Origin of the sequence: Nonomuraea sp. NPDC050547, assembly GCF_044457345.1 — a bacterium.
Lineage (GTDB): Bacteria > Actinomycetota > Actinomycetes > Streptosporangiales > Streptosporangiaceae > Nonomuraea.
On the sequence record NZ_JBITGW010000033.1, the window covers coordinates 59,147 to 80,556 of the forward strand.

General features: G+C 71.7%; 20 protein-coding genes. 7 read left to right on the forward strand and 13 right to left on the reverse strand.

The genetic code is table 11. The features are described 5' to 3' along the window. Positions 1-73: 73 nt before the first annotated feature. Both ACIBHY_RS51860 and ACIBHY_RS51865 read left to right on the forward strand, forming a co-directional pair. Positions 74-1,039 carry an LLM class oxidoreductase gene (locus ACIBHY_RS51860; protein ID WP_397310704.1) on the forward strand — a complete coding sequence of 322 codons (966 nt, stop codon included), beginning with the start codon at positions 74-76 and terminating at the stop codon, positions 1,037-1,039. Further along, on the forward strand, positions 1,033-1,521 hold the full coding sequence (locus tag ACIBHY_RS51865) for a flavin reductase family protein (RefSeq protein WP_397310705.1): 489 nt from the start codon (positions 1,033-1,035) through the stop codon (positions 1,519-1,521). Before ACIBHY_RS51860 ends, ACIBHY_RS51865 begins: the two co-directional genes overlap by 7 nt. A gap of 67 nt (positions 1,522-1,588) precedes the next feature. Here ACIBHY_RS51865 and ACIBHY_RS51870 read toward each other — a convergent pair whose 3' ends face one another. From ACIBHY_RS51870 to sigK, 3 genes are all read right to left on the reverse strand, one after another. After that, positions 1,589-2,836 (reverse strand): MFS transporter, encoded by a 1,248-nt coding sequence (locus ACIBHY_RS51870; RefSeq protein WP_397310706.1) that lies wholly within the window; start codon positions 2,834-2,836, stop codon positions 1,589-1,591. A 256-nt stretch (positions 2,837-3,092) separates the two neighbouring features. Continuing rightward, complete coding sequence (locus ACIBHY_RS51875; RefSeq protein ID WP_397310707.1) at positions 3,093-3,809, reverse strand: anti-sigma factor domain-containing protein; 717 nt, start codon at positions 3,807-3,809, stop codon at positions 3,093-3,095. Further along, complete coding sequence (gene sigK, locus ACIBHY_RS51880) at positions 3,806-4,411, reverse strand: ECF RNA polymerase sigma factor SigK (RefSeq protein ID WP_397257280.1); 606 nt, start codon at positions 4,409-4,411, stop codon at positions 3,806-3,808. The genes ACIBHY_RS51875 and sigK overlap by 4 nt, the downstream gene beginning before the upstream one ends. An 82-nt stretch (positions 4,412-4,493) precedes the next feature. On the opposite strand from sigK, the gene ACIBHY_RS51885 reads away from it, so the two are divergent. Both ACIBHY_RS51885 and ACIBHY_RS51890 read left to right on the forward strand, forming a co-directional pair. After that, a complete protein-coding gene (locus tag ACIBHY_RS51885; RefSeq protein WP_397310708.1) occupies positions 4,494-5,984 on the forward strand; it encodes a molybdopterin-dependent oxidoreductase in 1,491 nt (496 codons plus the stop codon). A gap of 48 nt (positions 5,985-6,032) precedes the next feature. Beyond that, positions 6,033-6,665 (forward strand): fasciclin domain-containing protein, encoded by a 633-nt coding sequence (locus ACIBHY_RS51890; RefSeq protein ID WP_397310709.1) that lies wholly within the window; start codon positions 6,033-6,035, stop codon positions 6,663-6,665. Positions 6,666-6,713: 48 nt separating this feature from the next. Here the strand turns inward: ACIBHY_RS51890 and ACIBHY_RS51895 are convergent, their stop codons facing one another. Genes ACIBHY_RS51895 through ACIBHY_RS51905 form a run of 3 tightly spaced genes read right to left on the reverse strand, consistent with a single transcriptional unit; the run spans position 6,714 to position 11,640 of the window. Beyond that, positions 6,714-9,116, reverse strand: a complete 2,403-nt coding sequence (locus ACIBHY_RS51895; RefSeq protein WP_397310710.1) for an aminotransferase class I/II-fold pyridoxal phosphate-dependent enzyme — start codon at positions 9,114-9,116, stop codon at positions 6,714-6,716. Continuing rightward, positions 9,113-10,135: a 4-hydroxyphenylpyruvate dioxygenase gene (hppD, locus tag ACIBHY_RS51900; protein WP_397310711.1), complete on the reverse strand. Its 1,023-nt coding sequence runs from the start codon at positions 10,133-10,135 to the stop codon at positions 9,113-9,115. Before hppD ends, ACIBHY_RS51895 begins: the two co-directional genes overlap by 4 nt. Beyond that, positions 10,132-11,640: an amino acid adenylation domain-containing protein gene (locus ACIBHY_RS51905; RefSeq protein WP_397310712.1), complete on the reverse strand. Its 1,509-nt coding sequence runs from the start codon at positions 11,638-11,640 to the stop codon at positions 10,132-10,134. Before ACIBHY_RS51905 ends, hppD begins: the two co-directional genes overlap by 4 nt. Positions 11,641-12,042: 402 nt before the next feature. On the opposite strand from ACIBHY_RS51905, the gene ACIBHY_RS51910 reads away from it, so the two are divergent. Then, entirely contained in the window at positions 12,043-12,666 is a 624-nt protein-coding gene (locus ACIBHY_RS51910; RefSeq protein ID WP_397257292.1) for a winged helix-turn-helix domain-containing protein, read from the forward strand. A gap of 25 nt (positions 12,667-12,691) precedes the next feature. On the opposite strand, the gene ACIBHY_RS51915 is transcribed toward ACIBHY_RS51910, so the two are convergent. Further along, a complete protein-coding gene (locus ACIBHY_RS51915; protein WP_397257294.1) occupies positions 12,692-13,300 on the reverse strand; it encodes a hypothetical protein in 609 nt (202 codons plus the stop codon). A gap of 95 nt (positions 13,301-13,395) precedes the next feature. Here ACIBHY_RS51915 and ACIBHY_RS51920 point away from each other — a divergent pair, with 95 nt between their 5' ends. Together ACIBHY_RS51920 and ACIBHY_RS51925 are read left to right on the forward strand one after the other, a co-directional pair. Beyond that, the gene (locus ACIBHY_RS51920) at positions 13,396-13,974 is read left to right on the forward strand and encodes an ArsR/SmtB family transcription factor (RefSeq protein ID WP_397257296.1); all 579 of its coding nucleotides are present in this window, start codon (positions 13,396-13,398) and stop codon (positions 13,972-13,974) included. Continuing rightward, a complete protein-coding gene (locus ACIBHY_RS51925) occupies positions 13,971-15,164 on the forward strand; it encodes an MFS transporter (RefSeq protein ID WP_397310713.1) in 1,194 nt (397 codons plus the stop codon). The genes ACIBHY_RS51920 and ACIBHY_RS51925 overlap by 4 nt, the downstream gene beginning before the upstream one ends. Here the strand turns inward: ACIBHY_RS51925 and ACIBHY_RS51930 are convergent. The 6 genes from ACIBHY_RS51930 to ACIBHY_RS51955 form a co-directional block, all read right to left on the reverse strand. Next, complete coding sequence (locus ACIBHY_RS51930; protein ID WP_397257300.1) at positions 15,145-16,200, reverse strand: methyltransferase; 1,056 nt, start codon at positions 16,198-16,200, stop codon at positions 15,145-15,147. The two genes, ACIBHY_RS51925 and ACIBHY_RS51930, sit on opposite strands and share 20 nt — an antisense overlap. Continuing rightward, positions 16,197-17,360, reverse strand: coding sequence for a cytochrome P450 (locus tag ACIBHY_RS51935; RefSeq protein WP_397257302.1), 1,164 nt, complete (start codon positions 17,358-17,360; stop codon positions 16,197-16,199). The genes ACIBHY_RS51930 and ACIBHY_RS51935 overlap by 4 nt, the downstream gene beginning before the upstream one ends. Further along, positions 17,357-19,042 (reverse strand): AMP-binding protein, encoded by a 1,686-nt coding sequence (locus ACIBHY_RS51940; RefSeq protein ID WP_397257304.1) that lies wholly within the window; start codon positions 19,040-19,042, stop codon positions 17,357-17,359. Before ACIBHY_RS51940 ends, ACIBHY_RS51935 begins: the two co-directional genes overlap by 4 nt. Next, positions 19,039-19,800, reverse strand: coding sequence for a thioesterase II family protein (locus ACIBHY_RS51945; protein ID WP_397257305.1), 762 nt, complete (start codon positions 19,798-19,800; stop codon positions 19,039-19,041). The genes ACIBHY_RS51940 and ACIBHY_RS51945 overlap by 4 nt, the downstream gene beginning before the upstream one ends. Next, positions 19,800-21,092 carry a condensation domain-containing protein gene (locus ACIBHY_RS51950; protein ID WP_397310714.1) on the reverse strand — a complete coding sequence of 431 codons (1,293 nt, stop codon included), beginning with the start codon at positions 21,090-21,092 and terminating at the stop codon, positions 19,800-19,802. The genes ACIBHY_RS51945 and ACIBHY_RS51950 overlap by 1 nt, the downstream gene beginning before the upstream one ends. Beyond that, positions 21,089-21,410, reverse strand: a 322-nt coding sequence (locus tag ACIBHY_RS51955) for a phosphopantetheine-binding protein (RefSeq protein WP_397310715.1), incomplete at its 5' end; no start/stop codon positions are given. The genes ACIBHY_RS51955 and ACIBHY_RS51950, both read right to left, overlap by 4 nt.

A 21,410-nucleotide genomic window follows, 5' to 3' on the forward strand; every position in this document is an offset into this window, starting at 1 on the left:
CCCTACCTGGTTGGAACGTTCGACCCAATCCAGCTATGCTCTGGATCGAACGTTCCAACCAGAAGGGGATGTCATGAGTGACCGAACCGCCCACGTCGGCTTCGACCGCATGTTCGCGAACGGCCGCCTGACCGTCGGGCTGTTCCTGCCGTTGTGGCCCTACACCGGTGACATGGCGGCGTTGCACGGGCAGAGCAAGCTGGTCCAGGAAGCCGAACGGTCGGGCTTCGCCGCCGCGTGGGTCAGGGACATCCCGCTGGCGGACGCGAGCTTCGGGGACGTCGGGCAGGTGTACGACCCCTGGTCCGCGCTGACCTGGCTGGCCGCGCACACCTCGCGGATCACCCTGGCGACCGGCAGCGTGATCTTCAGCCTGCGGCACCCCATCGACCTGGCCAAGCAGGCGGCCTCCATCGACCACCTGTCCGGAGGCCGGTTGGTGCTCGGCGCCGCCTCGGGCGACCGGCCCAGCGAGTTCCCCGCCTATGGCGTCGACTACGAGGGCCGCGGCCTCCGCTTCCGGGAGGCGGTGAACGCGTTCCGCGACCTCCTCCGGCCCTCCGCCTCCGGCGTGGACCTGCTTCCCAAGCCGGTGCACGGGCACATTCCGGTGCTGGTGACGGGCTCGTCCCAGCAGCCTCTGGAGTGGATCGCCGAGCACGCCGACGGATGGCTGGTCTACCCCGGCGCCAGCGTCGTCCCCGAAGGCCCGATCGCGCTGGGCAAGAAGGCGGCGGGCTGGCGCGGCCTGATCCCCGGCGGCGCGTTCAAGCCCGTGGCCACCAACGAATGGATCGACCTGGCCGAGGACCCGCGCCACCCGCCCACCCCGCTGCGCGGCGGCTTCATCCTGCGCACCGGCAGCCAGGGCCTGCTGGAACTCCTCGGACGCTGGCAGGACGCCGGCATCAACCACGCCGCCCTGGGCGTCCAGCACGGCGGGCGGCCCGCCCACGAGGTCATCGCCCAGCTCGGCGAGGAGGTACTGCCGCACTTCCCGGCCATCGAGACCGCCGCGCCCCTGGTGCCCGCGTGGTGAGCACCCGGATGCGGGCCGTGATGCGCCAGTGGCCCACCGGGGTCGCCGTCGTCACCACCCGCTCCGCCACGGGGCCGCACGGCGTCACGATCAACAGCCTGCTGTCGGTGTCGCTGGAGCCGCCGACGCTCCTCGTGTCACTGAGCCGGCGCAGCCGGACCCATCAGCTCATCATGGAGAACCGGAGCTTCACCGCCAATCTCCTGGCCGCCGGGCAGAGCGGCCTCGCCGCGCACTTCGCCGGCGAGCGTCCCGTCGGGGAGAGCGAGTTCCTGGGCGTGGGCTGGTCGCCCTCCCCGTGTTCCGGCAACGCGGTCCTGGCCGGGGCGCTGGCCGCGATGGACTGCACGATCACCGCGACCGTCCCGGCCGCCGACCACACCCTGTTCGTCGGCGCCGTCGAGGAGGTGCACCACCTGCGTACGTCCGAGGAGCCGCTGGTGTACGCCAGACGCGTCTACCACAGGCTCGCCGAACCGTAGCGAAGGACCCGGACCGACCACCGAGGACCAGGCTCCCCCTCGCCGCCCTGGCGCTGGGCTCCATCGCCTAGCAGCACGGCGGAGCGTCCGCTCGCGCCGCGGTTCGGTCGCGGAGGGCCGGGCCGAGCGCTTGCTGGGCGGCGAAGAGAGCGAGCCCGGCGATCGCACCCGCCGCTCCCAGGGCGGTCCGTCCGGCATGGTCGAGCAGGGCGGTGCCGGCCAGCGGGCCGAACACGGCGCCGGCACTCCATGTGGCGGAGGCCACGCCCATGTAGCCGCCGCGCAGGTCGGCCGGCGCGAGGGCGGCGAAGGTGGCGCCGAACATGACGGCGACGCCGATCTGGCCGAGGGTCCAGACCAGGACCGATCCCGCGTAGCCGGCACCACTCTCCACGAGCGCGGTCAGGCCGACGCCGGCGCCGACCAAGAGCATCGAGGCTCCCAGCACCGCGCTGGGGTCGCGACCGGCGAGCAGCCGTACCGCCGGCGGCTGGCCTATCACGATGAGAAGCCCGTTCAGGGCCAGCACCGCGCCGTACGTCGCGGGGCCGTGACCATCCGCCGTCATGACCAGCGGCAGCGTCGCGAACGTCTGCAGGAACAGGGTGAAGTACGCGACATTGAGCACCACCATGGCCATCATCGGCCGGTCGCGCAGGAGAACCGGCAGCAGCGCCCGGCGGCGCTGTCGCGGTGTCGCCGGCCGGGTCTCGGGAATCCGGCGCCAGACGATCAGCGCCGCGATGACCGAGGCCGCGGCATTGATCCAGAACAGGAGTCCGTACCCGTACCGGGCCAGGACCCCGGCGCTGACCGTGGCGACCGAGAAACCGAGGTTGGCCGCCCAGAACAGCAGCCCGAAGGCCCGCACCCGCTGCCTCGGATGCAGGTCGGCCACCACGGCCGACCCGACCGGGCGGAACAGGTCCCCCATCAGCCCGACGCCGAGTGCCGCCGCCCAGATCGCCGGTACCGTCCCGGCCGAGCCGAGCGCGATCAGCATCACAGCGGTTCCCAGGAAGCCCACCAGCATGGTGTGCCGCCGGCCGATCCGGTCGCCCAGCCAGCCGCCGAGCATCTGGGAGGCGATGCCTCCGGCTCCGATCGCCGCTACCACCGCACCCGCGGTCGTCGGCGCCAGATGCTGCTCCTGCGTCAGATAAAGCACGAGGAACGACTGCGCGACTCCGCCGGCCCGGCTCACGAAATGCGTCGCCGCCAGGGCCCAGACCAGGCGGGGAAGGTCCGGTCGCAGGCGGGACGGCGGCTTGCCGGGCGCTGCCGTACCGGAAAGGGAGGGGCCGCAGGTCGTCATGTCAGCGACCCTAGAATCACCGGACATATTACGAAAAGCGATGAAATATGATTAAGTCAATCGCTATGTGCGATGTACGCCCCATGAGGGCGGTGGCCGGCCCGGGACCGCGGGAGATCTCCTAGGGAGGACGAGGGCGTTCGCCTGGTGGTGGAGGTCGCCCACGGTCAGCGGCCGCTCCAGGCCCGGTCTCACGAGTGCGGCCAGGACGTCGGCTCTCGGCGTGGAAACCGTGTTCCCGTCCTGTCGAGCCTCATCATGCCCCGAGTGCGATCACGGTCAGCGGCTGGGTGGTGGGCTGCCGGGAGCCGCCCTGGGGTTCCAGGGTGATGCCCAGTTTGTCGCCTGTGCGGACCGGTCCGGCCAGCATCGGCGCGGGTCGTTCCGGCATCAGTCCCGCCGGCCTGATCGCGTCCGGGCCGATGAGCCACACCTGGTAGTCGTGGGCCGGCGGCGGCGTGGGCATGCCCGCGGTGACGAGTACCACCGACGCCTGGGCGGGGGAGTAGATCGCCGTGACGGTCGCCGCGCCGACGCGGGTGGACACCTGGCGGGCGTCGGGTGCGGCCAGCAGGGAGGCGATCCGGTCGGCCTGGGCGCGTTCCTCGGTCAGCCGGTCGTTGGTGCGTACGAGCAGCACTCCCAGCACCAGCGCGGCCGCCACCAGGAGAGCGGCGGCGGCCCGCCCGGCGAGCAGCCGCGCGTGCGGGCGGCCGGCTCGGCCCACCACGGCGGGGACGATCGGAGCGGCTTGGCGGACGGCGCCGATCTCCTCCAGCACGCGGGCCTTGAGGGCGGACGGCGGCTCGTGCCGGACGGCCGCGGCCATCCGGGCCGTGGTCTCGCACAGCCCCCGGGTCTCCTCGGCGCAGTCGGGGCAGCGGGCCAGATGGCGTTCGAACTCGCGGGCCTGTTCCGCGGGCAGCGCGTTGAGCGCGTACGCGCCCGACAGCGTGTGGGTGTTCTCCTTCACGTCGTCACCCCCAGGCAGTCGCGCAGCCGGATGAGCCCGTCGCGCATGCGTGTCTTGATCGTGCCCAGCGGCGTGGCCAGCAGCTGGGCCACCTCGGGGTAGGAATGGCCGCCGTAGAAGGCCAGCGTCACGGCCTGGTGCTGCAGGTCGGTCAGGCCGTCGAGGCAGCGCCGCACCCGCTCGCGCTCCAGCCGGTCCTCGACCGCCTCGGCGACGGTGTCGTAGTCGCCTCCGGCCGCCTCGCGCCGTCCCGCCGCGGCCTCACGGTCGGCGCCGGCCTGGGCGGAGCGGACCCGGTCGACCGCGCGCCGGTGCGCGATGGTCGTCATCCACGCCATCGCGCCGCCGCGTGCGCCGTCGTACCGGGGAGCCTGCCGCCAGATCTCCAGCAGCACCTCCTGGACGACCTCCTCGCTCTGGCCGCGATCGCGTACGACGCGGAGCACGAGCCCGTACAGCACCCCCGAGACCTGGTCGTAGAGCCGGGCGAAGGCGTCGCGGTCGCCCCGGCCGCTCCGCCGCAGCAGTTCCTGCACCGGGGGCGCCGGCCCGGGACCTGTCGGGTGCTGATCGGGGTCGTTCCGCTCGCGGCTGTGGGTCACGTCCCTGTATTCGGAGCGGCGCCGTTCACGGATTGGGCGGTGCCCGACCAAGCCGCTCGGTGCCCGGCTCCGAATACCGGCCGTGAGACGAGAACCGCACCACGTCATCCGCGCAGCTCGCGCCGGGCTGCTGAGCGTGGCCGCCGCACTGGCGGTCGCGGAGCTCGTCGCGCGCTTCACCGGCGGGCAGAGCTCGCCGGTGGTGACGATCGGGTCGGCCGCGATCGATCTGGCGCCGGCGCCGGTCAAGGAGTTCGCGGTACGCACGTTCGGCACCGCGGACAAGGCCGTGCTCGTGGGCGGCATCCTGCTGGTCCTGATGGCCATCTCGGCGGGGCTGGGCATCCTGGCCGCCCACCGGCGCGGCCTCGCGGTGACGGCTGTCGCCGGACTCGGCGTCCTGGGCGCGCTCGCGGCGGCGACCCGGCCCGCGATGGTGGCGACGGACCTGCTGCCCGCCCTGGTCGCGGTCCTGATCGGGGCGTTCACCCTCACCGCGCTGACCCGCCCGGCCGCCGAGGAGGCGGCAGGACGGCGCCGAGTTCTCCGGGCGGGGCTCGGCGTGGTCGCGCTGGCGAGCCTGGGCGGGCTGGCCACGCGGTTGCTGCCCGCCGAACCCCTTCGTGCCCGTTTCACCCTGCCCAGACCCGCGAGCCCGGCCAGACCCCTGCCGGCCGGGACCGATCTGCGCATCCCCGGACTGACCCCCTTCACCACGCCGAAGGCGGACTTCTACCGCGTCGACACCGCCCTGTCCGTCCCCCGGCTCGACGCCGCCACCTGGACCCTGCGCGTGCTCGGCGCATCGACGATCGAGCTCACCATGGCGGACCTGCTCGGGCGGGGACTGATCGAACGCGACATCACCCTCACCTGCGTCTCCAACGAGGTCGGCGGCCCGTACGCGGGCCATGCCCGCTGGCTGGGCGTGCCGCTCGCCACCCTGCTGCGCGAGGCCGGCATCCCGCCCGGCGCCGACCAGTTGTTCAGCCGCTCGGCCGACGGATGGACCGCCGGCACCCCGCTCGCCGCGATCCTGGACGGCCGCGACGCCATGCTGGCCGTCGGCATGAACGGCGAGCCGCTCCCGGCCGAACGCGGCCACCCCGCCCGCCTCGTCGTCCCCGGCCTGTACGGCTACGTCTCCGCCACCAAATGGGTGGTCGAACTCCACCTGACCCGCTACGACCGGCGGCAGGCCTACTGGACCGAGCGCGGCTGGGCCACCGACGCGCCGATCAAGACCGCCTCCAGGATCGACGTACCCGTCCCGCTCGCCACCCTCCGCCCGGGCCCGGTGACGGTGGCCGGCGTCGCCTGGGCCCAGCACCGCGGCGTCGCCGCCGTGGAGGTCCGCGTCGGCGACGACCCCTGGCAGCGGGTACGGCTGGCCGCCACGCCCAGCGCCGACACCTGGGTCCAGTGGAGCTGGACCTGGCAGGCGGCCCCCGGCACCCACACCCTCCGGGTCCGCGCGACCGACACCACCGGCCGCACCCAGCCGCCCTCCCGTGTCCCGCCCTTCCCGGACGGCGCCACGGGCCGGCACTCGATCGTGGTCACCGTCGCGTGACCGCCGACCCCTCACCGCGGTAATTCCGTCACCAAGGAGAAGAACCCCATGAAGTATCTCGGCATCCTCGCCACCTCCGTCACCGCCCTGGTCGTGGCCACCGGCTGCGGCTCCGGCGCCACCGATTCGGCCGCGTCCGGCGCGCCCGCCGCCACCGCGGCCACGACGGCCACCACCCAGCCCGCCCCGGCCACCGGTTCCGCCATGGCCGACGGGCCGTTCGGGGCGGCCTGCTCCGCCGTACCGGCTGATGGGGAGGGCAGTTTCACCGGCATGGCCGACGACCCGGTCGCGACCGCGGCCTCGAACAACCCGGTCCTGTCCACGCTGGTCACGGCGGTCAAGAAGGCGGGCCTGGTCGACACGCTCAACTCGGCCAAGAACATCACCGTCTTCGCGCCGACCAACGACGCCTTCGCCGCCATCCCGAAGGCCACCCTGGACAAGGTCCTGGCCGACAAGGAGACGCTGACCAAGATCCTCACCTACCACGTCGTGGCCGGGAAGAACGCGCCCGCCGACCTTGCCGGCGCCGAGCTTGCCACCCTGCAGGGCGGCAAGCTGACGACCAAGGGTGCCGACGAGGCGTACACCGTCAACGACGCCAAGGTCGTCTGCGGCAACGTCCCCACCGCCAACGCCACGGTCTACATCATCGACAAGGTCCTCATGCCCCAGTAGCCGCGGGCGCGGAGGTGGAAATCCCGCCGCGCCCCTCCGGTACCGGGGTCAGGCAGGCATCTGGGCTTTCGCGAAGCGGGCCAGCCGGGCGGTGCCCTCGGCGATCTGGTCGTGGGTGAGGTAGCTGATCGACAGCCGGATGCTGTGGGTACCGCCGCCCTGGGGATAGAAGTACGACATGGGGGTCCAGATGACGCCGAACTCCTCGGCCGAGCGTTTCAAGGCCGCGGCGTCGGCGGCGAAGGGGACGCGGAGGGTCAGGAAGAAGCCGCCGGACGGTTCGTTCCAGCGGATTCCGAGGTCCTCGGAGAAAGACTCACGCAGGCACCGGAGCATGACCCGCATCGACGCCCCGTAGTGCGCGGCGGCGTCGCCCGCCAGGCCGGCGGCGCGCCCGCCGGCGGACAGGAGCATGCCGGCCACGACCGCCTGGCTGAGTGACGACGTGTTCACCGTCACCATGCTCTTGATCTTGGCGAGTTCGCCGGCCAGCAGTCCGCCGCCGCGCACGGGCTGGTCGGCGATCGCGAAGCCGACCCGGGCCCCGGGGAACAGCGTCTTGGAGAACGAGCCCAGATGGACGACCCTGCGCTCGCGGTCCAGCGCCTTCAGGGTCGGGTGCCGCTCTCCGGGGCTGACCAGCCGGTACGGGCTGTCCTCCAGGATCAGGATGTCCTCCCGTTCCGCCAGGTCCAGCAGTTCCCGCCGGGTGTGGAGCGGCATCGTGGCACCGGTGGGATTGGAGTGATCGGGGACGACGTAGAAGGCGCGGGGGCGGCGGCCGCGCGACCGTTCGGTGGCGATGGCGGCCGCCAGGTCGGCGCAGCGGAACCCCCCTTCCGCCTCCTCGACCGGGGTGGGGACGACGTCGAGCAGGCGGGCGGCGCCGGTGATGCCGACATAGCAGGGGCTGGAGACCAGGAGCGCGTCCCGGGGGCCGGCGATGAGCGCGCGTACCGCGAGGAGCATCGCCTCCTGGGCGCCGACGGTGACCACGATGGACTCGGGCGGCACGTCCATGCCCTCGTCCTTGCGCAGCGAGTCGGCGATCAGGTCACGGATCTGGCCGCTGGTGGGGCCGTACTGGTACAGCGCGGCGCGGACCTGTTCCCGGGTGGCTCCCGACGTCTCCAGGTGGTCGAGGTAGCGGCGGATGTGCGGGTAGATCGCCTCATTGTCGAAGAACCCGTCGTACGGCCGGCCGGGCGCGAACGAGATGGCCTCCGGGTAGCGCTGGGTGATCTCGTTGAGGAAGTTCATCGTGTCCAGCAGCGGGTCGGCGAGGCTGGCGTGCAGGTCCTCCATCCGCAGCCCGCCACCGTCGGGAGGCGGGACGGCGGGCGGCGGAGTGACGGGCACGTGGCCGGGCGGGCGTACCAGCTCGGGGGACGCGGCGGCGGGCGAGGCGGTGCCGGTGAGCGCCATCGCTTCGGTGAGCTCGTCGGCGACGATGTCCAGAACCCCGCTCACGCCGCGTTCGCCGGCCACGGCCAGGCCGTGCAGCACCGGGCGGCCCAGCAGCACCGCGTCGGCGCCCAGCGCGAGCGCGGCCAGGACGTCGGCGCCGCGCCGGACACCGCCGTCGAGCAAGACCGGGCAGGCGCCCGCGACCTCGGCGGTGATCTCCGGCAGCACCTCCAGCGTGGCGGGCACTCCGTCGAGCTGGCGGCCCCCGTGGTTGGACACCACGATGCCGTCCACGCCGCAGGCCAGGGCCCGCCGCGCGTCCGGTGCGCCGAGCACGCCCTTGACCAGCAGGGGCAGCGGGCTGACCGACCGCAGCCACTCGATCACCGGCCAGGCCAGCGCGGGGTCGAACGCGGTCAGGGCGTGCCCCATGGGCGAGCCGTACCCGGTCCCGGTGAGGTTGGCGGGTTCGATCCCGGGCGGCAGCCGGAACCCGTTGCGCAGGTCGCGCAGCCGCCGCCCGAGCCGAGGCGCGTCCACGGTGAGCACCAGCGCCTCGAACCCGGCCCGCGCCGCCCGCTCGATGAGCCGCCGGGTGGTGTCGCGGTCGCGGAAGCAGTACACCTGCAGCCACAGGGGCCCGGCGGCGGCCGCGGCGATGTCCTCGAAGGTACGGCCGGCGAAGGTGCTGACGACGAACGGAACCCCGGCCGCGCCGGCGGCACGGGCGGTGGCGACCTCGCCCTCAGGGTGGGCCAGCGTGTGGTAGGCGAGCGGCGCGATGCCGAGCGGAAGCGTCCAGGTCCGGCCGAGGACGGTGACCTCGGTGTCGTGCCGTGCCAGGCCGGACAGGACGCGCGGGCGCAGCCGGGTCTCCTCGAAGGCGCGCAGATTGGCCGCGAGAGTGCGTTCCCCGCCCGCGCCGCCTTCGAGGAAGTCCCAGACGGCCGGCTCGAACCGGGCCCGCGCCCCGGCCGCGTAGTCCGCCGTGGCCAGCGGCTCGGCGGGGACGGAGCCGTTGGCGACGGCGTCGGTGAGGCTCATTCCGAGGTCATCCGCTCGCGTTCCACGGCCTCGTACAGTGCGCGGATGTTGGCGCTGCCGAACCCGCGGGAGCCGCGGCGCTGGATGAGCTCGTAGAACAGGGTGTTGCGCGGGTGCGGCGAGCGGGTGAACACCTGCAGCAGGTCGCCCCATTCGTCCTGGTCGGCGAGCACCTGCGCCTTGCGCAGCTCGGCCACCTGGTCGCGCATGCTCTCCAAGCGCTCGGCGAGCAGGTCGTAGTAGGTGTCGGGGGTGTTGAGGAACTCCACGCCGCGCTCGCGGAACACCTCGACCGCCGAGACGATGTCCTCGACGAGGAACGCCAGGTGCTGCACGGCCTCGCCGTCGTTGCGGGCCAGGAAGTCGTCGAGCTGGCCGGGTTCCTTGCCGGGATCGGGGGCGACGAGAGTCAGCGTGACCCGGCCCGACGCGCTGCGGACGACGATGGAGTCCATGGCCTGGCCGCCGAGCGTGACGTACTCGGAGGAGTAGCGGGTGAGCCCGAAGACGTCCTGGTAGTAGCCGGCGTAGTGATCCAGGCTGCCGCCCTCCACGCAGACCGCCAGATGGTCGAGGTTCCGGACCCGGTGGGCCGCGGGGACGTGCTGCCCGGGCGTGGGAATCCAGGTGCGGCCGTGGGGCGCCCGCGTGCCCGGGTCGGGGGCGTCCGGCAGGAGGGTGTGGGTGACGTCGCCGAAGCCGGGCAGGACCGTGACGTTGCGCGGTGAGGGGATGAGGGCGATGCCGGCCGCCTTCGCCCGCGTCACGGTCTCGGTCACGTCGTCACAGGTCAGGCCGATGTCCGCGACGCCGTCCCCATGCCTGCTGAGGAAACGGGCGACCCCGGGGCCAGAAGTGATCACCACCTGCGCCGAGCCCTGCCGGAGCAGGACGGAGCTCCTGCCCGGCTCCACGGATTCCGCCACCCGCGTGAACCCCATGGCCGCGACGAAATAGTTGACGGTGGACATCTGGTCTCTCGCGTAGATCTCCACATACGCGATGTCACGCACGGTCATGGAACCTTCTCCTCATGGTGAGGTTCTGAGTCGAGCAGGGCCTTCACGTCGACCTTGCCGTTGGGGGTCAGCGGCAACGCGCCGACCAGGGCGAACGCGGCGGGAATCATGTACGCGGGCAGCAGCCCCCCGGCGTGCTCGCGGACCTCGCCCAGATCGAGCCCCGGACACCCGGGCACGACGTGGGCGACCAGCTGACGCTCCCCTGACGGCGTGGTCCGCACGACGACCGCCACGTCGCGCACCCCCGGATGGCCGGCGATGGCCGCGGCGACCTCCGCGGGCTCGACGCGGAACCCACGGACCTTGATCTGGTCGTCCGTACGCCCGGCGAACTCCAGCTCTCCGGTGGGCAGCCGCCGCGCCAGATCGCCCGTGCGGTACATCCGCGCGCCGTCACCGGCGAACGGGTCCGGCAGAAAACGCTCCTGCGTCCGAACGGGGTCGCCCAGGTAGCCGCGCGCCACGCCGGGGCCGCCGATGTACATCTCGCCGAGCTCGCCGTCCGGCACCGGACGCAGGCCCGGGCCGAGCACGTACACGCGGGCCGCCGCGATGGGCCGCCCGATCGGCACCGTCGCGCCGACCTCGCCGGATGCCCTCATGACATGGTGCGTGGCGAACAGCGTGGTCTCCGTCGGGCCGTACATCGCGCGGACCACCACGCCGGGACAGGCCTCGAGCACGCGTCGCACGGCAGGGGCGGAGACGACGTCGCCGCCCGTCATCACCTCACGCACGGCGGCGAAGACCTCCGGCGCCTCCTCCGCCACGACACGGAAGAGCCCGGCGGTCAGGTGAACGGCGGTGACCCGCCCCCCGGCCAGCTCCGCGGGCAGCATGGTGGCGTCGAAGTCATCCGCGGGCGCGAGCACCACCGTCCCCCCGCGCAGCAGCGGGACCCACAGCTCGTACGTGGACACGTCGAACGCGTGCGGCGCCAGCATCAGCACCCGTTCGTGGCGTCCGCCCTCCCAGCACGGGTCGAGCACGAGCTGGAGCACGTTGGCATGGGTGACGGCGACGCCCTTCGGCTCTCCGGTCGAACCGGAGGTGAACATCACATACGCCAGCTGTCCGGCGGCGACGTCGACCCCGGGATCGTCCTCCCTGGCTCCCGCGAGTTCGCCGGCGAACAGGACGTGCCTGGTCACCGGGGCATCCGCCCCGTAGCTCGCCCTGTCGGTGACGAGCACCGTCGATCCGATGCGATCCACCGCCCGCTGCCTCCGCTCACGCGGATACGCGTCATGCAACGGCGCATAGCAGGCGCCGGCCTTGAGTATGCCGATCAGGACGGCGACGAGATCGGGGGAGCGGCGCATGAGCACGGTCACCGGATCCTCCCGTCCGATGCCCAGCTCCATGAGCCGGTGGGCGACGCGGTTCGACTGGACGTCCAGTTGCCGGTAGCTCACCTGAAGGTCTCCCATGCGTACCGCTGTCGCGTCCTGAGCACGGGAAACCTGAGAGGAGTATGCCTGGCCAATTGACTCGGGTGTCATCGAATCTTCCCATTGAAGAGACCACTCCGGTGCCAAATGCCGAGCTTCACATCCACCCGTCAGGGCGTCAATACTTTATCGATCAACTTTGCATCAAGTAAACTAAGCGACCATTAAGGACGCGAATGCGACGGCGAAGTACGGTCCAATTCCGGCACGTCTCGCAGTGGGAGGATTGCCGAGAGTAGTCGCGCAATTGCTCGAGGAGTGAGCGCCATCACAAAGGGGGTCAAATATGTTGACATACTGGTTTTTCACTGGTTAGCTACCATCGAAGTTAGCCCTGTGCGGATCGCGGCTAATGGCCCAGCCGTACACGGCTTCGATTCTGAACGGACTCGACCGTCGGGGGGCGAGAGACTCGAAATGCGCGTCCTCGTGGTTATGCACCAAGACGAGCCCGTGGAAACGCTGCTGTTCGGCCTGGACGTGTACGGCCACCAGGCCATATACGTCTCCGGAGGTGCGGAAGCGCTCCATCGCCAGGCCGCGGCGGACGTGATCCTTCTGGGCGCCCGCCTGCCGGATATGGACGGATACGAAGTCTGCCGGAAAATCAGGACGACTTCAGATATTCCGATTATCATGGTCAGCGCTGAGGGCGCGGAGTTCGACCGGGTGCTCGGCCTCAGGCTCGGCGCCGATGATTATGTGGTCCAGCCCTACAGCATGCGTGAGCTGAGCGCCAGGATTGAAGCCGTGGCCCGTCGTGCGCTGAGCGACCCGTATAAGGGAAGCGCCGTCAGGAAAGTCGGCGCATTGCGAATCGATCAGCGCCAGCGCTTGGTCAGCGTGCACGCCGTCGAGATCCAGCTCACCCGTAAGGAGTTCGAGCTTCTCACCTTTCTCGCGTCCGAGCCCGGAAAGGTGTTCAGCCGGGCCGACATTATGCGGGAGGTATGGGAGCGCAACGACGCTGACGACACCAGGACTTTGGGTGTGCATATTTCCTGGCTGCGCCGCAAGCTCGCCAATCCCGGCCTCATTCAGACCGTGCGCGGGGTCGGCTTTCGTCTGGTGCCCTGACACGCACGGTCACGGAGAGTGACGTTCAGCAGCTCGCGATCCGGCAGATCTTGGCGAGCATCGTGCCGGCGTCCTTCTTCTGCTGGGCGAAGTCCGCCTCCTTCGGCGCGCCGAACGTGCCCGCGCGGGCATAGACGATCACGGCGTTGCCCCGGCGGGTGAGAACCGCCCGGTCACCACCGACCTTGGCCTTGCCGTGGTCGTAGAGCTGCCCGGTCACGGCCAGGCCCTCGTCGCCCAGGCGCAGGGCCTGGCCGGAGTACCGGAAGACGAGCGGCCCGCTCTGGAACGGCGGGCATCGCGGCAGATCGTTCTTCACTTCGCCGAGCGCCGCCGCGGCCTCCTTGGCCGAGGAGTAGAGGATCACCTGCTCGGCCCGCCGGTCGCTGGGCGGCCGGTGGTAAAGGATGGTTCTGGCGGCGGTTCTGCCCTTGGTGCCGAGCTTGTCGTTCAGGCATGGGTTGATCGCCAACCTGGCGCCCTTCTGCTTGTTGATCGACCACAGGCCCTTCCCCTCGATGGCGGCCATCTCGTACAGCAGGAAGCCGTCGGGGACGGCGGTGGCGGCGGTGGAGACCGTGGCGCAGGTGCCGACGCCGGTCAACGTGAGGGCGGCGACTAGGGCGATACGCATGGAGACGTCCCTCCGCGGTGAGTGACATTGCGTTAGACGACGGTACACCCTAAAGAAAGCTTGCGTAAGGTTTCTTGCTCTCGGATAATGGACGCATGAACGAGGACCGCACCATCGCCGACCCGCGCGCGCTGCGCGCCCTGGCCCACCCCATCCGGCTGGCCCTGCTGGAGACCCTCGGAGTAGTCGGCTCCGCGACTGCGACCCGGTGCGCGGAGCTCATCGGGGAGAGCGTGGCGAGTTGTTCCTTCCATCTGCGGACGCTCGCCGAGTACGGGTTCATCGAGCGCGTGTCCTCGTCCACCAGAGAGAAGCCGTGGCGGCTGGCCCGTCCGGTCCAGGCCGTCGACACGGCCGCCGAGGTCACGCCGATGGGGCTGGCGCTGACCGAGGTGTTCCTGGAGAAGGAGTTCAACCGGGTGCGCACCTGGCGGCGCACGATGGCGGCCGAGAGCGAGGAATGGCAGGAAGCCAACCTGATCATGGGCGCCACCCTCTGGATGAGCTCCGCCGAGCTGACCGAGGTGCGCGAACTCGTCCAGTCACTGATCGTCAACTACCTGGAAAGGGGTGAGAAGGCGGATCTGCGACCAGAAGGGGCCCGGCCGGTGCGCCTGTTCGTGGCCAGCAGCACCGACGACGCACCGGACGACGACCCAGGCGACGCTCCATGAGCGCCCTGGCCGATCCGCGGTTCCGCCGGCTGCTGACCGGGCAGTCCATGAGCAGCTTCGGCGACACCGCCTTATACCTGTCGCTGGGCATCTGGGCCAAGGACTTGACCGGGCAGAACGCGGCGGCCGGCGCGGTCTTCCTGTGCCTGTCCCTGCCGGTCCTGTTCAGCCCGCTGTCGGGGCACCTGGTCGATCGATGGCGCAGGCGCCGGACGCTGATCGTGGTCAACCTGGTGACCGGCGTGGGCGTCCTGGCCCTGCTCGGGGTGCACTCCGCCGCCGACCTGTGGATCATCTACGCCGTCGCCTTCGGCTACGGCCTGTCCTTCACCCTGCGCCGGCCCGCCCAGGCGAGTCTGATCAAGATGATCCTGCCCGGTGATGATCTGGCCGGGGCCAACGCCGCGGTACGCACGATCGGCGAGGCGATCAGGCTGCTCAGCCCGCTGGCGGGGTCGGCGCTCTACTCCGCGATCGGCGGCCGGGCCCTGGTCGGCCTGACCTCGGTCACCTTCGCCGTCGCCATCGTCATGCTGCTCAGCATCAGCCTCCGCGAGCCCCGCCCCATCCCCGCCAAGGGCAACACGCTGCGGGAGATCACGGCCGGCGCCGCCCATCTCGCGCGTACCCCGCTGCTGGCCTTCACCAGCGTGGCCGTGGCCGTCAGCTTCGCCGTGCTCGGGCTGCTGGACAGCGTCGACTTCGCGGTCATCGACGAGGGCCTGGGCCGCCCCGCCTCGTTCTTCGGCGTCCTGATGGCGATCCAGGGCGCGGGCGGGATCTGCGGCGGCCTGCTGGCGACGCGGTTGATCCAGCGGTACGGCGAGGCCAGGACGGTGGGCGTGGGCCTGCTGTCCGTGGCGATCGGCACGGCGCTGCTCGCCGCACCGAATCTGCCGGTCGTCATCGGTGGTTTCGTGTCCATCGGCTTCGGGCTGCCGTGGCTGATGGTGGGCTACATGACCGCGTGGCAGCGGTACGCGTCCCAGGAGATCGTCGGCCGGGTGGCGGCCGCCGCGGATCTGTGCACGGTGGGACCGCAGACGGTCTCCATCGCGCTGGGCGTGGTGCTGATCTCGGTCGTGGACTATCGCGTGCTGCTCGGTGTCTGCTTCGTGGTGCTGACGGCCTGCGGCGTGGTGCTCATCCGGGCGGCCACCCGGATCGCGATCAAGCAGCCGGTGGAGTGAGCGTCACCAGCACCGGCATGACCTCGGCGATGCCACGCGCGCGCAGCCGTCCGATGAGGCGTTCCGCGTCTCGCGCGTCGGCGGCCAGCACACTGCCGAAAGCGAGCCTGCCCGTGTCCATCGCCGCGCGGGAGCAGGCCAGCGGAGAGCCGGGCAGCTCGGTCGCCGATGCCTGCCAGCCGTCGGGGATCCAGCCGCGAACCAGGTCGGCGGCCGATGGCCGGTCCGCGGGCACCTCGACGATCAGCAGCACGTAGGCCAGGGCGCCGGAGCGCAGCACCCCCGTCGCCGAGGTGACCAGGTCGAGCGCGCGCCGGGCGGTCATCTGCCCCACTTCCGCCAGCGACCTGTGCCCCGGCCCCGTGGGGGTGTTGAACACCAGCGCGTCCGCGGGACCGGCCGGCTCGAACCCCGGGCCGAAAGCGGCGTGGCGGAACTCGGCCCTGAGACCGTTCACGCGGGCATTGAGCTGGGAGAACTCGACCGATCGCGGGTTGAGGTCGATCCCGGTGACCGCCGAGCACCGATCCATCAGCGACAACGCCAGGACACCGCAGCCGGATCCGACGTCCAGCAGCCTCCCGCGCACCTCGCCCAGGTTGTGCAGCAGCGCGAACGTCGACGCGTGCGGCGGCATGACCAGCGCCGGCTCCGCCGAAAGCTTGATCGCTCCGTCACTGCTGAACAGGGGGTCCGACAGGAAGTACAGGGAACCGGCCGGAGAGATCGAGACGGAGCCGGCGACCGTGCCTTCCCCCGGCGTGACCAGCCCGTGCTCGTCCAGCAGTCCGCGCAGCGAAGCGGGCAGCATCCGCGCGTACACCTCCCTGCGCACCGGCCCGTTGCGCACGAACAACTGCGTCAGCACGCCGGCCGGACTGGTCAGCAGGTCGTCGACCCGCTCCGCCGACACATACGCGTACAGCGCGGCATGGCTCAGCAGATCCGCGTCATCCTCCGCGCCCAGGAGCGCCACCGCTCGCGCCGCGGTGAACCCGGCGTCGCGCAGCCCGTCGGCCAGCGATTCGAGCCTCATCGCGGGCGCAGCCGTACGGGGAAGGAATCAAGACCGAAGTTGATGATGGACTGGTTGTGCCGGTACGCGCCCAGCGGCTCGATCTCCGCGACGAGGCGGGACAGCGCGCCGAACAGCTCCCGGAGCTCGGCGCGTGCCAGCGGCCCGCCGATGCAGTAGTGCGTGCCCCAGCCGAAGGCGAGGTGCCGGTTGGGATGGCGTTCCAGGTCGAGCCGGTGGGGCCGGTCGAAGACGGAGGCGTCCCTGTTGGCGGCGGGCGTCCACACCACCACCCGGTCGCCCTCGCGCACCTTCTGCCCGCCGAGCTCGACGTCCCTGGTCGCGGTGCGCAGGACGTGCAGGCCGACCGAGGTCCAGCGCAGCAGTTCGTCGGTGGCGCGGGTGAGGTCGGCGCACTCGCCCAGCGCGCGCCAGGCCCCGGGCCGCTCCATCAGCGTCAGGGTCGCCATGGCGGCGGTGTGCCGGACCGTCTGGATGCCGCCGACGATGATGTTGTCGGCGTTCAGCACCACTTCGTCGAGGTCGAGCGTGGCGGCGAACGCGCTGACGAGGTCCGCGCCCGGGGTGTCACGCCGGGCCAGCGCGAGCTGCAGCAGGTACGGCAGCAGCGCCTGGTGAGCCGCCCTGCGCTCGGCCGGGGTGACCCCGAGGAAGGCCCGGTCGCACAGGCCGACCACCATGTCCCGGTCCTGATCGGGAATGTCCATGAGGTCGCACATGATGGTCAGCGGGACCTTCGCGCCGATCTCTCTGACGAAGTCGATCTCTTCGTGCTCCAGGGCCCGCCGTACCACCCGCTCGGTCAGCTCGCGCAGGCGTCCCCGGAGACCGGAGGCGTACCTGGTGGTGAAGAAGGGCGCGACCGGTTCACGGTAGCCGCGGTGCCTGGGCGGGTCGGTGAGCGCCATCATCCGGCCGGAGCCCGCGGGCGGGCTCTGGCCGGTGCCCAGCAGCGAGCCGCCACGTGAGCTGAACGTCTGGGCGTCGCCGAGGACCTCAAGCGCCTCCCGATGAGTGAGCACCGCCCACAGCGGGCCCTCGGCGGCCGACTCGTGCCGCTGGACCGCGCCTTGCCCGCGCAGGTCGTCGACCAGCTCGTGGGGGTTGCCCGCGGCCCAGAACGCGGGGTCGGTCAGGTCGTGGGCGCCGAGCGGTATCACGATTCCTCCTCGCGTCCGGCGGTCGCGTGGTCGATGTGGGCGGCCAGCTCACGCAGGATCGGACGGTCGAACACGGCACGCACCGATAGGTCCGCTCCGAGCCGTTCCAGCACCTCGGCCGTCACCTGCGGGACGAGCAGCGAGTAGCCGCCGATCGCGAAGAAGTCGTCATCCGGTCCCGCCCGCTCGCAGCCGATCACCTCGCACCAGATCCGCGCCAGCGCGCGTTCGGTGTCGGTGCCGAACTCGACCGGCCGGGTGTCACGCTCGGGGTCGGGCAGCCGCCGCCGGTCGACCTTGCCGCTGGCGGTCAGCGGCATCTCGGCCAGGACGACGTACGCGGCCGGGACCATGTAGGTGGGCAGAGCCAGAGCGAGCCGCCGGTGCAGGGCGGGCGTGTCGATGACCGCCTCGGGACGCGCCACCACGTACGCCGCGGGCCGCAGCGACTCCTGGCTTTCCCCGTAGACCTTGACCGCCGCCTGCGCGACGGCGGGATCACGGGCCAGCGCCGCCTCGATCTCGCCCAGGTCCACCCGCGCGCCCCGGATCTTGAGCTGGTCGTCGCTCCTGCCAACGAACACCAACCGTCCGTCCGGCGTACGGCGGGCAAGGTCGCCGGTCCGGTAGACGTCACCCTGCCGGAAGGCACGCTCGGTCTCCCACGGCCGGTTGAGATACCCGTGCGCGAGAAACACGCTGCGCACCCGGATCTCTCCGACCTCGCCTTCGCCGACCTCGGCGCCGTCGTCGCCGGTCAACAGGATCTGGCGTCCCGGGATGGCCTCGCCCAGCGAGATCGGGTCGGCGGCCGGTACGGGCACGCGCTGCCAGGTGGCGAGAATGCACTCGGTGGGTCCATAGAAGTTGTGCACGACCGCGTTGGGGAAGCGCGCCCGGCCCTCGTCGACCAGGCCGGCCCGCAGCGACTCGCCGAACAGGCTCAGGGCCCGCACGCCGCCGGCCGCGCCGGCGTCCACGTTCAGCAGATGACGGAGCAGGCTCGGCACCGTCTGCACGTGCGTCACCCCGTGGTGGGTGATCCACTCGTGCAGCCGCGTCGCGTCGCCCTTGACCTCGCCCGGCGGCACGACCACCGCCGCGCCCGCGTGCAGCCCGGTGAGGATCTCGACGTACGCGGCGTCGTAGCCGAGCCGTGCCCACTGCAGCACCCGCGACGTCTCATCGGCCCCGATCGCGGTGCCCAGCCAGCGCGTGAGCTGGTCTAGGTTGCCCGACCGCTGCGCGATCCCTTTGGGCAGGCCGGTCGAGCCCGAGGTGTACACCAGGTACTCGGTGTTCTTGGGCACCTCGGCGGCACCCGGGGCCGGCGCCTGCCGTACGACATCGGTGTCGTCACCCAGGACGTGGACGACGGGAAGGCCGGCGTAGTGCGTGCCGGGACAGGTGAGGACGGCGCGCGGCGCGCAGTCGGCGATGATGGCGTCCTGGCGTTCGGCGGGCAGGTCGGCGGTCAGCCAGGTGAAGGGCGTGCCGGAGCGCAGGGCGGCCAGCAGCGCGGCGACGGCGTCCTGGCCGTCGGGCAGGGCGATGGCCACCACGTCGCCGGCGCCGAGCCCGGCCTGGGCGAGCGCGCTTCGATAGCGCTCGGCTCGCTGGTGAAGCCCGCGATAGGTCAGGACGCCGGTGGCCGAGATCACGGCCGTCGCGTGGCGGTTCATGCCATGCCTTCCGGATGGGGGGTCAATGCCGTGTCGTGCAGGAACTCGGCCACGGTCCGGGTGAGCGCGCCGTTCGCGCTCTGGAGGACCAGGTGCCCTCCCGGCAGCGTGCGCTGGGCGAAGGGGCCGGTCGTGCCGTGCGACCACCCGGTCATCTGCTCGCTGGTCACCAGCGGATCGTCGGCGCCGACCACGGCGAGCACCGGGCACTCCAGCAGCGGCTCGTGCCGGTGGAGGTAGGTCGCGCACAGGTTGAGATCGGCCTGGACGACCGACAGCAGGAGCGCGCTCAGCTCCGGGTGCTGCAGGATCTCGCTCACCGAGTCGTCGATGGAGCGGACGAAGTCGGCGGTCTGGCCCGGGTCGGTGGGTCCCGGCGGTCCCTGCCACAGCGCCGGCGGAACCAGCCCGGCCAGCACGCAGGCGGCGGGGGAGAGCCGCCTGCCGACGTTGTAGGCGAGGAGCGAGCCGAAGCTCTGCCCGAGCAGCGCGTACGTGCCGGACAGGTGGGGGCGCATCGCGTCGCAGATCCAGTCGACCAGCTGCTCCACGTCATCGGCGTGCGCCTCGTTGAACCTGCCGCCGCGGCCGGGCAGGCGGAGGGCCCACACCTCGATGTCGGGCGGCAACGACCGGCCGAACTCGGCGAAGGCGGGCGCGTCGCCGCCCGCGTGCGGGAAGCAGAACAGCCTGAGCCCGGCCTGGGGCCGGGGGTTCGGCAGCCAGAACCACTCGGTCACCAGCCTGGGGGGCGCCATCAGCCGTTCCCGATCTCGGCGAGCAGCGCCTGGTAGTCCGCGGAGAGGCGCTCGGCCGTGGCGGCGTCGAACAGGTCGGTGCGATAGCACCACAGGGTCTCGATCACCTCCGGCGCGCTGTCGAGCAGGTGGAGTTCGAGGTCCAGCCGGGTGACGCGCTCGCTGACCCCCTGCCAGTCGCCGACCTCGAGGTCGTGCCAGCGCACCCGGCCGGCGCGGCGCGGCGTCGGCAGGAGCTGGAACCCGACCTGGACCAGCGGGTTGCAGCCCGGGGTGCGCGGTACGCCGAGCCGGTCGACCAGCAGGTCGAAGGGGACCATGTCGTGTTCGAGCGCCTCCAGCACGGCGGTCCTGACACGCTCCACCGCCCGCCCCGGTTCGGGGTCGTCGGACAGGTCGACGCGCAACGGCAGGGTGTTGACGAAGAAGCCGACCGTGTCCTGGAACTCGGGCTTGGCCCTGCCCGCGACCGGCACCGCGACGACCGTGCCGCCGGTCCTGGACCGGCGGGCCAGCATCAGTAGGAACGCGGTCAAGGTCAGGACGAACATCGTGCAGCGCAGCTCTCCCGCCACCCGCCGCAGGCTCTTGGCCACCTGGGCGGGCACGGGCGTCAGCAGTTCCTCGCCCGCGGGCGAGCGTTCCGGGCTCCGCGGCCGATCGGTGGGGAGGTCAGGAACGGCCGGGGCGTCCTTGAGACGTTCGCGCCAGTAGGCCAGCGCCTGGTCCAGACGGCCGCCGCTCAGCTGATCGCGCTGCCAGGCGGTGTAGTCGGCGTAGCGCGCGGCGGGGAGGGGCAGGCCGGCCTCGCGTCCGCGCGCCTCGGCGTCGTACAACGCGCCGAGTTCGGCGAAGATGATCTGGACGGACCACATGTCGGCCACGATGTGGTGCAGGTTCAGCAGCAGGATGTGCCGGGCGGGGTCCAGGCGGATCAGGTCGGCGCGGAACAGCGGGTCGCGGGCCAGGTCGAAAGGCCGCGCCACCCGCTCGGCGGCCAGGTCCGCCGCTCGCGCGCCGGCGTCGGGCAGGCCCGACAGGTCGGTGAGGGGCAGGGGGAGGGGTTCCCCCGGTGGCCTGATGCGCGCCGCCGGCCGTCCGCGCTCGGCGGGGAAGGTGGTCCGCAGCGCGTCGTGGCGGTCCGTGACGGCGCTCAGCGATCGGCGCAGCGCGGCGACGTCGAGCCGGCCGTCGAGCTCGTAGCCCACGCACACGTTGTACTCCGTGGCCTGCGGATCGAGCAGCTGGAGAAACCAGAGCCGCTGCTGGGTGGGGGAGAGGCGCCCGGTCATGGACGGCGCCGCTCGACCAGCTCGGCCAGAGCCGCCAGGTCGGCGATCTCGTGCAGATCCCGCATCGTCAGCTCGGCCGCCAGCCGCTCGCGCGCCTTGAACAGCATGCGCACCGCCGACAGCGAGTGGCCGCCCAGGGCGAAGAAGTTGTCGTCCGGTTTCACCTGCGGCACGTCCAGGACCTCCTGCCAGATCTGGGCGAGGACCTCCTGCGTGGTGGGGGCGGGGTTGATGGGCAGGTTGGGGTTGGTGTCGTCGTGGTGGCCGGTGTCGAGTTGGTCGAGGTTGAGTACCGGGGTGTCGGTGTGGGTCCAGTCG